Raw genomic sequence first — 12419 nt, 5'->3', positions numbered from 1 at the left:
GGCTCGCGCAGCGTCAAGTCGACCGCCGTTCGTTAGAACGGCGGAAGAAAAAGTGCATGAATTAGGAATCGTCTATCACATCATTCGCGATGTCGAGAATGTGGCGCGCGCCAATGGCGTGAGTCGCGTTTCGAGCGTGACGCTGCTCCTGGGCGAGGTCTCGGGCGTCGTTCCCGATCTGCTGCTTGATGCTTGGCGCTGGGCGGCAGATAAAAAGCCTATCACGCAGGGCGCGGAGCTTATTGTGGAGCCTGTCGAGGCCGTGACGCATTGCGAGGCGTGCGGCTGCGACTACGCGACGGTCGAGCACGGCAAGACCTGCCCCCATTGCGGTAGCGGCGAGACCTATCTGCTGCAGGGCCAGGAGGTCATGATCAAGCAGATCGAGACCCCCGACGAGGACCCGACAGACGCTGCCCCCGACGGCCTATCCGATGCCCCCGATGCCGTCGACGCCGCCAACCCCCTCCACATCGCCTAACTTAGTCGTTGGGGACGTTCTTAAACGACTAGTCATTAAAGAACGTCCCCAACGACTACTTTCCTAGAGCATATTCCTTACCATTAGTCAAGCACCATCTGTTTAAACGAAATAGCCTCAACCCGAGCACATTTGTGTCTGTTTAAAACCGGCAATAATGAACAGCGTGCTCAATTCGGTCATGTAAATAGATCAGCTATCAATTCTCAGCAGCAAATCAGCCAAAATACTGGAATGTAATCAGCTTGTAACAAAACAAGACGTTTAAACAAATAATGCTACCTTTTACAGTTTTTCAAACAATTCTGCTGTATTTGCAGCTATACTCCATAACTGTCGTGTAGGAATTACGTAGACAAAAAGGAGGTTATGTGATGGTAAGTATTGTTCTTGCTAGCCATGGTGACTTGGCGGCTGGAATCAAGCAGACGGGCTCGATGGTCTTTGGCGATCAGCCGTCTGTTGCCGTGGTCTCGCTCGAGCCGAGCATGGGCCCCGACGACTTCCGTGCCAAGGTCGAGGAGGCAATCGCTTCCTTCGAGGACCAGGAGCAGGTGCTCTTCCTCGTTGATCTGTGGGGCGGCACGCCGTTCAACCAGATCAGCGGGCTCATCGAGGGCCACGATTCCTGGGCTATCGTCACCGGTGTCAACCTGCCTATGCTCATCGAGGCATATTCGCAGCGCTTTGACGCAAAGAACACTGCACATGCGATCGCAAAACATCTCGTGACTGAGGCTAAGGCCGGCGTGCGCGTCAAGCCCGAGTCTCTGGAGCCCGAGGAGAAGAAGCCGGCTGCGGCCGCCGCTGCTCCTGCGGGTGCCATTCCTCCGGGAACGGTGATCGGCGACGGGCACATCAAGATCGCCCACGTCCGTATCGACACGCGCCTGCTGCATGGTCAGGTGGCCACCACGTGGACCAAGCAGATCAACCCCAACCGCATCATCGTGGTCTCCGACGGCGTTGCTCACGACGAGCTCCGCAAGACCATGATCGAGCAGGCTGCCCCTCCGGGAGTCCACGCCAACGTCGTGCCTATCAAGAAGATGGCCGAGGTCGTCAAGGACACGCGCTTTGGCGACACCAAGGCGATGCTGCTGTTCGAGAACCCGCAGGATCTGCTCAGGGCCATCGAGGCCGGCGTCGACATCAAGGAAGCCAACATCGGTTCCATGGCCCACTCCAAGGGCAAGGTCGTCGTCACTAACGCTGTCGCTATGGGCGATGACGATGTCAAGACCATCGAGGCTCTCAAGGCCAAGGGCGTCAAGTTCGAGGTCCGCAAGGTTCCTTCGGATTCCTCCGAGGATCTCGACGCCATGTTGAAGAAAGCTAAGGCCGAACTGGCCGCTCAAGCATAGTAAAGGAGGGTCCGATACATGTCTGCAATCACTATTCTGCTTGTTGCGATTGTCGCGTTGCTTGCCGGTATGGAAGGCATTCTGGATGAGTTCCAGTTCCATCAGCCGCTCGTGGCATGCACGCTTATCGGTCTCGTAACCGGTCACCTTCAGGAGGGCATCCTCCTGGGCGGTTCGCTCCAGATGATGGCCCTTGGCTGGGCTAACGTCGGCGCCGCCGTCGCGCCTGACGCCGCTCTGGCCTCGGTCGCTTCTTCGATCATCATGGTGCTCGCCCTCAACGGCGGCGCCACCGATTCGGCCAAGGCCGTTACCGCCGCCATCGCCGTCGCCGTCCCGCTGTCGGTAGCTGGTCTGTTCCTGACCATGATCTGCCGTACCCTGGCTACCGCTATGGTTCACGGCATGGACGCCTGCGCCGAGAAGGGCGACTTCGCCGGCATCGAGCGTTGGCAGTACGCCGGCATCCTCATGCAGGGTGTTCGTATCGCCATCCCGGCAGTACTTCTGTGCATCATCCCGGCCGAGGCCGTTACCAACGCGCTTAACGCTATGCCCGATTGGCTGTCCGGCGGCATGGCTGTCGGCGGCGGCATGGTCGCTTCCGTCGGTTACGCCATGGTCATCAACATGATGGCCACCAAGGAGACCTGGCCGTTCTTCATCCTCGGCTTTGTCCTTGCTGCCATCCCTCAGCTCACGCTGATCGCCCTTGGCCTCATCGGCATCTCCCTTGCCCTCATCTACCTTGGCCTTAAGGATCTGGCCAAGCAGGGTGGCGGCATGGGCGGTGGCTCCGGTGACCCGCTCGGCGACATTCTGAACGATTACGAGTAGGAGGGGAGTGATACATATGGCAGAGAACAAGATTCAGCTCACCAAGGCTGACCGTAAGAAGGTTTGCTTCCGTCATCAGTTCCTTCAGGGCTCGTGGAACTACGAGCGTATGCAGAACGGCGGCTGGTGCTTCGCAATGATCCCTGCGATCAAGAAGCTCTACACCAGCAAGGATGACCAGATTGCCGCTCTTAAGCGCCACCTGGAGTTCTATAACACCCACCCCTATGTTTCCGCCCCCGTCATTGGCGTTACCCTCGCCCTCGAGGAGGAGCGCGCCAACGGTGCTCCGATTGACGACGTCGCCATTCAGGGCGTCAAGGTCGGTATGATGGGCCCGCTCGCCGGCGTCGGCGACCCCGCCTTCTGGTTCACCCTTCGCCCGATTCTGGGTGCACTGGGCGCTTCCCTGGCCCTGTCCGGCAGCATCGCCGGTCCGCTGCTGTTCTTCTTCGCGTGGAACATCATCCGTTACGCCTTCCTGTGGTACACGCAGGAGTTTGGCTACAAGGTCGGCTCCTCCATCGCCAAGGACCTCTCCGGCGGTCTGATGGGCAAGGTCACCGAGGGTGCTTCCATCCTGGGTATGTTCATCATCGGCGCCCTGGTCGAGCGCTGGGTGTCCATCTCCTTCACCCCGGTCGTCTCCAAGGTCACGCAGTCCGCTGGCGCCTATATCGACTGGGCCAACCTGCCCGCCGGTTCTGAGGGCATCAAGCAGGCATTGACGATGTACAGCTCTGTCGGTGCCAACGCACTCGACCCGGTGAAGGTCACCACGCTTCAGGCCAACCTCGATCAGCTCATCCCCGGCCTTGCCGCCGTGTGCCTGACCCTTCTGGTCTGCAAGCTCCTCAAGAAGAAGGTCAGCCCGATCGTCATCATCCTGGCTCTCTTCGCCGTCGGCATCATCGGTCGCGTCTGCGGCTTCATGTAAGCACGCTTCGGCTTAAGACCGAGAGTTGCTAGGCATGGGCTTTTGAGCCATTGAAACGGACCGCACCCGGTGGGTACACTGGATGCGGTCCGATTGTTTTTATTGGAGGGCGAGGCGCGTATGGCGCAATCTCAGAACAGCACGGTCGATCTGGCAACGCCGGCAACCTGCCTGATGGGGCTTACCAGTCACGGTAACGTGATGGTGGGCAATAAGGCGTTTGAGTACTATAACGAGCGTAATCCCGAGGATTATATCCAAATCCCGTGGGACGAGGTCGACTATATTGCCGCCGAGGTTTTGCGCGGCACCAAGAAGATTACGCGTTTTGCCATCTTTACCAAAGAGAATGGCCACTTTACGTTTTCGACGCGCAATGACAAGGAAACGCTTCGCGCGGTGCGTAAGTACATTGACGAGGACAAGCTCGTTCGTTCGCCCGACTTTATCGATGTGACGGCCAAGGGCGCCAAGAGCATCCCCTCCGTTATCAAAAACCTTTTCCACAAAGGCAAGTAGTCATTAAAGAGCGCCCCCTCAAAGTGGGGCGCAGTCTCCCATGTGGCTCGATCGGGAAAGTGCATCCCAGTTCGAGCGTCGATTCCGGGATGTAGTTTCCGGAACGGGGTCGTTTGGGAAACCGTGTCCCGTTTCGAGCCGAAATTCTGGGTCACAGTTTCCCAGCGAGGTCTCATGGGGAAAGTCTGACCCAGAATTTGCCTGGATAGTGGGACGCACTTTCCGGAGGGCTGTTCCACCGCAACTTCGAAGAGTGGCTATACGTTGCATTACAGCGGCGTAAATCTGCTACACTAGTACAGCATGCCTCCGTAGCTCAGGGGATAGAGCACCGCTCTCCTAAAGCGGGTGTCGACGGTTCGAATCCGCCCGGGGGCACCAGAGATTTGTCGAGCCCGGTACACCGCCACGGTGCCGGGCTCTTCTGGTTCATGCCATGTCAAAAACGAAGCGCCCGCTTGCTGGGGGAGCAAGCGGGCGCCTGTGAGCGAATATGTTTGCGGCGAGAGCCGTAATGAGCGGTTGGGTTGCGACTAGTTGGTCGTACCGGAATCGTCGCCCGTGCTCGTGCCTGAACCCGAACCCGAGCCAGAAAGTGCAACCGTCAGCGTAATCGTGCTGTCGGTGGACTGTTTGCCGGTGGGGGAGACGCCCGTAACGGTGGCGTTTTCATTGCCGCTCACGGGGTTGCCGTTCTGATCGCAGAATGCGATGTTGTAGAACCCGGCGTTGTTGAGCGCGGTGACGGCCGCGGAGATGCTCTTGCCGTACAGGTTGCCCGGAACGCTGGCCTTGCCGGACTTCTTGGCAATGACGACGGTAATCGTGGCGCCAGGCTTCTGCTTGCCGCTGGGGTTCCAGCTAATCACGGTGCCCTCGGTAACCGAATCGTTCTCCTGGTAGCTCACGTCGACGCCAAAGCCTGCCATATCGAGGGCGTTGCGCGCCTGGGCCTCGGTCATGTCGGTCAGATCGGGGACGGAGGTGGTGTCAGGACCGCTGGAGACCTTGTACGAGATGGTCGTGCCCTTCTCGACTTCCTTACCGGCTTCGGTGCCCTGCTCAAAGACCTGGCCCTCATCGGCCTCGTTGGCCTCCTCGGAGGCGTTGCCCTTCAGGCCAACGCTTGCCAGCGCGGCTTCTGCCTGGTCCTTGGTCAGGCCGACCAGCCGGGGAACCTCGACCTTCTCGGAGGGCTTGGGGCCCTTGGAGATTACCAGGTTCACCTTGGTGCCCTTGGCCTTCTTGGTGTTGCCGTTGGGCGTCTGCTCGGCGACCTTGCCCTCGTCGACATCGTCGTTGTAGCTTTGGTCGATGGTGCCGACCTCGAGGCCGGCTTCCTTGATCTGCTCGACGGCAGTCTGCTGGTCCTTGCCTAGCACATCGGGCACGGTGACCTGCTCGCCGCCAAAGAGTCCTGTGGCAAAGGCCACCACGATACCGATGACGGCAACGGCTGCCACCACGGCGGCGATGATCTTGTTCTTGTTGGATTTGGGCTTTTCGACCTCGTAGGAGCCGGTGGAGCCCGAAACCGAGCTACGGGCGGTATTCTGGCCGCTCACGCCCGAGACGGGACGCACCATGGCGCGCGTCTGATCGGAAAGCTCGCGAGTCTTGGTGGCGCCCAGCTCACCGGGGGCACCGATGATGCGCGTGGGCTCCGAGATGTTGACGGCACGGCCCGACAGGTAGCTGTTGAGCACCTGACGCAGCTCGTCGGCGGTCTGGAAGCGGTTTGCCGGGTCCTTCTCCATGCACTTGAGGATGATGCGCTCAAGGTCGGCGTCGACACCGGAGTTGATCTGGCTCGGCGGAATAGGCAGCTCGTTGACCTGCTTGAGTGCGACCGAGATAGCGTCGTCACCGTCAAAGGGAACGCGGCCGGTGGCGCACTCATACATCACGACGCCCAGCGAGTAGATATCCGAGGTGGGGCCGAGGTCCTGACCACGGGTCTGCTCGGGGCTGACGTAGTGGGCGGTTCCCAGCACGTTGTTGTCTTGCGTGAGGTGGCTGTTCTTGGCGCGCGCGATGCCAAAGTCCATCACCTTGATGTTGCCGTCGGGCAGCACCATGATGTTCTGCGGCTTAATGTCGCGGTGGATGATCTCGTGCTTGTGAGCGACCGAAAGCGCGGAGCTGATCTGCGAGCCGATCTGGGCGACCTTCTTGGGGTCGAGGGCGCCGTGGCTCTTGATGCCGCTCTTAAGGTCGGTACCGCGCAGGTACTCCATGACGATGTAATAGGTGTCGCCGTCCTTGCCCCAATCGTAGACGCCCACGATATAGGGGGAGGAGAGACCGGCTGCTGCCTGGGCCTCCTGCTTAAAGCGTGCGGCGAAGGTTGCGTCGCCAGCATACTGCGGCAGCATGATCTTGACGGCTACCGTGCGGTCGAGGACCTGGTCCTGTGCACGGTAGACGGTCGCCATGCCGCCTGTCCCCACCTTATCCTTGAGGAGGTATCTTCCCCCGAGGACCCTCTGTTCCATTCCTGCTCCTAACATAACTATTCGCTCAACGATGTGTGTAGTACCTACGATGTGGCCGCTGGGGCCGTGTGGCGCGTTGCCGCTAACTCTTCGGCCGCGGCGCGCCTCGGGTGTCCGATTCGATCATGGGCATCACGCTCCCTGTGCGGCGAGCGCCGCGGTCAGGACGATGCCGGCAATCTTGGCCGCCTTGACGTCGTGTTTGTCGTAATCCTCCAAGGCCACCGAGATGGCGACCGTGGGTGAATCGTAAGGTGCAAAGCCAACGAACATCGAGTTGACGTTGGTGCCGCCGATCTCGGCCGAGCCGGTCTTGCCGGCGACCTTGACGCCGGGGACCTGGGCATCGGTGCCGGTACCGGACTGGACGACGGCGAGCATGGCCTGCTTGACCTGGTCGGCCGTGGCGGAGCTGACGGCCTGACCCAGCGAGCGGGACTGCGTGGTCTTGACCACAGTTCCGTCCGGGGCGAGTACCTGGGCTACAAAGTACGGGTCCATGACCACGCCACTGTTAGCGATGGCGGCGGCAATCACGGCGTTTTGCATGACGGTGGTCTGCGGGCCGGGCGTGTGGTCCATGCCGACAGGCTGGCCGGCGCCGGCCCAGGCGGTCTCCCACTCGGTCATGAGCGACGGGTCGGCCATGATGGAGGCTGTGGAGGTCAGGTCCTGGCCGAGCTTTTGGCCGTAGCCAAAGGCGTTGGCAAACTGCACGAGCGTGTTTGCGCCAACTTCGTTTGCCACCTGGCCAAAGACGACGTTGGAGGACACGGCAAAGGCCTGCTGCAGGCTGATGGTGCCGTAGCTCTCGTTGGCATAGTTGGTGACCGGCGCGTTGCCGATGTCCATGGAGCCGGGCGCCTGGTAGGTGCTGGTAAGGCTGGCGGTGCCGGTCTCGAGTGCCGCGGAAAGCGTAACGACCTTAAACGTGGAGCCCGGCGTGTACAGCGCGTCCATGGCGCGATTGTACATAGAGCCGTCCTCGCCGCCGCCCGTCTGCAGTAGGGCGTCGATGTTGGTGTTGTCGTAGGTGGGCGAGCTGGCACATGCGAGCACCGCGCCGGTACGCGGGTCGATGACCACTACAGCGCCCTTAAAGCCCTTGAGTGCCTGCTCGGCCGCCGTCTGGATGCGCGAGTCGATGGTGAGCTTGGCGGTGTTGCCCGGCTGGGTCTGGCCCGCGAGCGACGCGATGGCGTTGTTCCAGCTGGAGTAGTCCTTAGAACCGGTGAGCGTGTCGTTCATGACACTCTCGATGGCGGTGGTGCCATACTGCTGGCTCACGTAGCCAACCACGTGCGCTGCCAGGTTGCCGTTGGGGTAGGAGCGTACGTAGGTGCCGTCCTCCTGCTGCAGCGACTCGGCCAGCGTCACGCCGTCGGACGTGATGATGGAACCGCGCTGGATGTACTTGGAGCGGGCGATAGTGTGGTTGTTGGTCGGCATATCCTGATAGTCCTTGGCCTTGATGACCTGGACATAGGTGAGGTTGCCGATAAGGATGGCGAACAGCGCCGTAAAGGCGAGCACCGCACGGGTTAGACGGTTGGCGAGCGCAACGCGGCCGAGCACACCGGATTCAGGCGTGTCGAGCAGGCGACGGCGCATGCGCGAGCCGACGGAATGGCTGCCGCTGCCGTAGGAAGACGAGGTGGCAAAGCGCGTGCCCGTCGGGGCGGCGGCAGATGCGACCTGATCATCGGTGATGGCAGCCATGGTGCCGGTGCCGGTAAGCTCGGCCTCGCGTCCGGTCGCCTCGTCACCGGCGCGCAGCAGGAGCGCGACGATGATAAAGCTCGCCAGCAGCGAGGAACCGCCCTGGCTCATAAAGGGCAGGGTGACGCCGGTCAGCGGGATCAGGCGGGTAACGCCGCCCACGATCAAAAAGGCCTGGAAGCTGATGGCGGCCGTAAGGCCCGTGGCGCTAAAGGCGGCGAGGTCGGATTTAGCGCGGGCAGCCGTGGTGAGGCCACGCACGGCAAAGAGCATAAACAGGATGAGCACGGCGCCGCCGCCCAAAAGGCCCATCTCCTCGCCGATGGCAGAGAAGATAAAGTCGGACTCGACGACAGGGATGTTGTTGGCCATGCCGTTGCCGATGCCAACACCGACCAGACCGCCATCGGCAAGCGAGAAGAGCGACTGGACGATCTGGTAGCCCTGGCCCTGGGCGTCCTTAAACGGATCGACCCAAACTTGGAAGCGCACCTGAACGTGCGACAGGAACTTGTAGGCGCCCACGGCGCCGACGGCCAAGAGCGCAAGGCCGATAACGACATACGAGAATCGACCCGTGGCAACGTAGAGCATCAGCAAGAAGATGGTGTAGAACAGCACGGCCGAACCCAGGTCGCGTTCGAAGACGACAACGAGTAGGCACACGCCCCACACGGCAAACAGCGGCAGCAGCAGTCGCAGGCGAGGGATCTTAAAGCCTAGGATCTTGCGGTTGGAGATGGAGAGCAGCTCGCGGTTCTCGGCCAGGTACCCGGCCAGGAACAGCACGATAAAGACTTTGGCGAACTCGCCGGGCTGGATGGTAAAGCCCGCGATGCGAATCCACAGCTTGGAGCCCGAGATCGTGGTGCCGATAAAGATAGGCAGCATCAGCAGAATGATGCCGATAATGCCAAAGGTGTACTTGTAGCGCATGACTACGTCGAGGTTCTTAACCAACGCGAGCGTTCCCACCATGAGCGCCACCGAGACAAACAGGATGATGAGCTGTGAGATGGCGAGAGCGGGGGCGAGACGCGTCACGAACGTGATGCCGATGCCCGAAAGCACAAAGACAATGGGCAGGATAGCGGGGTCGGCACCGGGCGCCAAGATGCGCACGGCAATGTGGGCCGCGGCAAAGGCGGCAAAGAGGCCGATCGGTACGGCGAGCGTCTCAAAGGAGATGGCAGCGCCCGCGGTGAGGACGTACATCGCATACAGTAGGATGACGGGGAACGCCGAGGCGATGAGCAAGAGCAGCTCGGTGTTGCGGCGACTCATAAGCGGCACTCCCTTTCTAGTTCTTTTCGGAGGCTTCGGCCTCGGCGGACTGTTCGGCGGTTTTCTCGGAATCTGATTCGGAGGTCGATCCCTGATTGGTGTTGTCGCGAATCGTTTGCGCGTCGATCACCTGGCGGGTCTGCTCCTCGTCGATCTGGTGGCGGTACTTGGATATCGTGTCCTGCGCATCGTCGACACTTGTTTGCGGAATGCCCGCCTTGAGGCGGTTTTGCGTGTCTTCGGGCAGGTCGGACAGCTTAATACTGGTTTCGCTTTCGAGCCAGTGAAGCTTGAGTCCGAGCGGCTTGCCGGGCAGGCCGCGCCAGACGGCGACATTGCCCTGGTGGGTACCCAGGTAGTACGAGCCGGTGACACCCGTGTAGGCCCAGATGCCAGCTGCCAGCACAAAGACGAGGGCCAGGATGGCGGCGATAGTAATGTTGCGGCGACGCACGCGTTGCGCCTCGCGCATAACGCCATCGTCAACCAGGTCAACGACTACTACGGTCACGTTGTCGTGGCCGCCGGCGGCAAGCGCCGCGTCCACTAGGTTGTCGACGCAGATTTGCGCGGTTGAGGACTGCGTGGCGATGTTCTCGATATCGCTATCGGGAATCATGCTCGAAAGGCCGTCAGAGCACAGGATCAGGCGGTCGCCTTCCTCGATATGCAGAGTGAAGTGGTCGGCATACATGGCGGGGTCTGAGCCCAGCGCACGGGTGATGACCGAACGGTTGGGGTGGACGCGAGCCTCGTCTGCCGTGATCTCGCCGGCGTCCACGAGCTCCTCCACGTAGGAGTGGTCGCGGGTCACGCGGATGAGCGTGCCCTCGTGGAGCAGGTAGGCGCGAGAGTCGCCCACGTGGGCGATGGCGAGCGTGTCGTTTTCGATATAGGCGCAAGTGGCTGTGCAGCCCATGCCGGGCTTGCCTAGGCCGTTCAGGGCCGCCTCGATTACGGCGGCGTTAGCTGCCTCGACGGCTGCCGCCAGGCGTGCTGCGTCGGCGGACTGCGGGGCCGTCTTGGCAATAGTCTCAACGGCGATGGAAGAGGCCACCTCGCCGGCAGCGTGACCACCCATGCCGTCGCATACGCAAAAGAGCGGCGACTGCACCAGGTAGGAATCCTCATTGTGCGGGCGTACGCAGCCAACGTCGGAGCGGGCGCCCCACATGAGTTGCGTGGTGGTGCCGGCATCATAGGTCGAGTCGGTCTCGATGCGCTCCTCGGTCAGGGGCTCAAAGCTCATGGTCGAGCCGGGGTCTTTGAGCTTGGCCTCAACGGCGGCAACGTCGATTTCGGCTGTGTCACCGGGAGAGACGGTGTCGGTCTCGGCGTTTGATTCGGAATCGCCGGTGTCCGGGGAGTCGGGCTCCTCGGACACGCGGGCGGTCGACTCGTCGTCTTGCGGGCTGACGTCTATAGGCTCGGGCGCCGGCGTAGACGCGGGCGCAACCTCGGATGCCGGGGCTATGGGAAACGCCGGCGCGGCGGGCTCGGGTGCCGCAAACACCGCAGCGCTCTCGTTAATTGCCGCGGCGACGGGCTCTGCAAAGTGAGCCGGCGCCGGGGCTGCTTCGGGCGCTGTGGGCTGTTCCGCAGCATGTGCGCCGATGGGCGCCGCTACGGCATCCTCTTCGTCCTCGTTATCGGCGAGATCCGAAATATCATGCGTTACATGCGAAAGAGGCAGGGAGAACACGGTGTCCTCGGGCTCCACGGGTGCGGAGCCCGCCGGAGCGGCGTGGGCCGGCGCAGCTGTGGCGGCGGCCGGTGCCTCGGTCATAGTTGCGGACTTGTTCTCCTCGTCGATCATCGACGGTTCACCTTCATGACCACATCGCCAATCTGGACTTCGTCGCCCTCGCGCAGCGTCGCGGGCTCCACGAGCTGGCGGCCGTTGACGAGCGTGCCGTTAAGCGAGTTGAGGTCCTCGATGATGAGCGCCGGGCCCTGCAGCGAAAAGCGCGCATGCGAGGCCGAGACGAACGGTTCGTTGATGCAGATGTCCGAAGATGGCGAGCGACCGACGATGACGGGGCCGAGCATGTCTACGTGGATGCCACGGATGCCGCGCGGGCCCTTGTCCACATCGATCGTCCAGATAGCCGAGTCGCGGCGCTGTCCGCGCACAAGTCCCACGCCGGTCTTCATGACGGCGAACAGGAAGATATAGAGCAGGGCGACCAGGACGATGCGGCCTGCAAAAAGGACGATATCGATGTTCATAAGCGACTATCCCCTAAATTCAAAGGTGCTCAGGCCAAACGTCAGCAGATCGCCGTTGCGCAGCGGGCAGCGCGTAATGCGGCGGTTGTTGACGAGCGTGCCGTTGGTGGAATTGAGGTCCTCGATCGACCAATCCGAGCCCGTAAAGGTGAGCTGGGCGTGGCGGCGCGACACGTTGGGGTCGCGCAGGGCAATATCGGAAACCGAGCGCTCGCGACCGATAGTCACCTGTGCGGAGGTGATGCTATGGCTCTCGCCGCTCACGACGTCGACGAGCTGGGCGAGCGGGCGCTGCGGGGCGCGAGTGCTCGCCATGTTGGAGGCGATGCCGGCTGCGGCGCCTAGGCCCACGGCGGCACCGGTCGCGGCGGCTCCGCCCATGCCGGCAAGCGCGTCGCGCGAGACGGTCTGCGGCACCGGGATGGGTGCTGCGGCGGGGTCGGGGACGCTAGGCGCGAAGGGGTCTGCCACGGCAAGCGGGTCGGGAGCGGCGGCGCGAGGCGTCGGCTGCTGCTGGGGCATGGCGGCGGGGCGCTGCTGCTGCGGGGCAGCAA

Annotated in this window: 10 protein-coding genes and 1 tRNA gene; 6 read left to right on the top strand and 5 right to left on the bottom strand. The window is 61.8% G+C overall.

Features of this window, described 5'->3' with window-relative positions:
- Positions 1-52 precede the first annotated feature (52 nt).
- The 6 genes from DW645_RS07060 (at position 53) to DW645_RS07035 (ending at position 4519) form a co-directional block, all read left to right on the top strand.
- On the top strand, positions 53-481 hold the full coding sequence (locus tag DW645_RS07060) for a hydrogenase maturation nickel metallochaperone HypA (RefSeq protein ID WP_117583629.1): 429 nt from the start codon (positions 53-55) through the stop codon (positions 479-481).
- A gap of 374 nt (positions 482-855) precedes the next feature.
- A complete protein-coding gene (locus tag DW645_RS07055) occupies positions 856-1845 on the top strand; it encodes a PTS sugar transporter subunit IIB (RefSeq protein WP_089573275.1) in 990 nt (329 codons plus the stop codon).
- 18 nt (positions 1846-1863) lie between these two features.
- Complete coding sequence (locus tag DW645_RS07050; RefSeq protein WP_089573274.1) at positions 1864-2682, top strand: PTS mannose/fructose/sorbose transporter subunit IIC; 819 nt, start codon at positions 1864-1866, stop codon at positions 2680-2682.
- Positions 2683-2698: 16 nt separating this feature from the next.
- Positions 2699-3619, top strand: a complete 921-nt coding sequence (locus tag DW645_RS07045; RefSeq protein ID WP_117564942.1) for a PTS system mannose/fructose/sorbose family transporter subunit IID — start codon at positions 2699-2701, stop codon at positions 3617-3619.
- Between the two features lie 120 nt (positions 3620-3739).
- Positions 3740-4138: a DUF956 family protein gene (locus DW645_RS07040; RefSeq protein WP_117716162.1), complete on the top strand. Its 399-nt coding sequence runs from the start codon at positions 3740-3742 to the stop codon at positions 4136-4138.
- Positions 4139-4443: 305 nt separating this feature from the next.
- Positions 4444-4519, top strand: a tRNA-Arg gene (locus DW645_RS07035).
- 152 nt (positions 4520-4671) lie between these two features.
- On the opposite strand, the gene pknB is transcribed toward DW645_RS07035, so the two are convergent.
- The 5 genes from pknB to DW645_RS10110 all read right to left on the bottom strand — a co-directional run.
- Positions 4672-6633, bottom strand: coding sequence for a Stk1 family PASTA domain-containing Ser/Thr kinase (gene pknB, locus DW645_RS07030; protein ID WP_117759854.1), 1962 nt, complete (start codon positions 6631-6633; stop codon positions 4672-4674).
- A gap of 132 nt (positions 6634-6765) precedes the next feature.
- Positions 6766-9636, bottom strand: coding sequence for an FtsW/RodA/SpoVE family cell cycle protein (locus DW645_RS07025; RefSeq protein ID WP_117855102.1), 2871 nt, complete (start codon positions 9634-9636; stop codon positions 6766-6768).
- 16 nt (positions 9637-9652) lie between these two features.
- A complete protein-coding gene (locus DW645_RS07020) occupies positions 9653-11452 on the bottom strand; it encodes a Stp1/IreP family PP2C-type Ser/Thr phosphatase (protein WP_118227034.1) in 1800 nt (599 codons plus the stop codon).
- Positions 11449-11865, bottom strand: coding sequence for an FHA domain-containing protein (locus DW645_RS07015; RefSeq protein WP_006235180.1), 417 nt, complete (start codon positions 11863-11865; stop codon positions 11449-11451). Before DW645_RS07015 ends, DW645_RS07020 begins: the two co-directional genes overlap by 4 nt.
- 6 nt (positions 11866-11871) lie before the next feature.
- Positions 11872-12419: FHA domain-containing protein (locus DW645_RS10110; protein WP_233540734.1), on the bottom strand; the 548-nt coding region annotated here is incomplete at its 5' end.

Origin of the sequence: Collinsella sp. AM23-17, assembly GCF_003470945.1 — a bacterium.
GTDB lineage: Bacteria > Actinomycetota > Coriobacteriia > Coriobacteriales > Coriobacteriaceae > Collinsella > Collinsella aerofaciens_O.
Note: the sequence above shows the minus strand (reverse complement) of the source record. Positions and strands in the feature narration are given on the sequence as shown.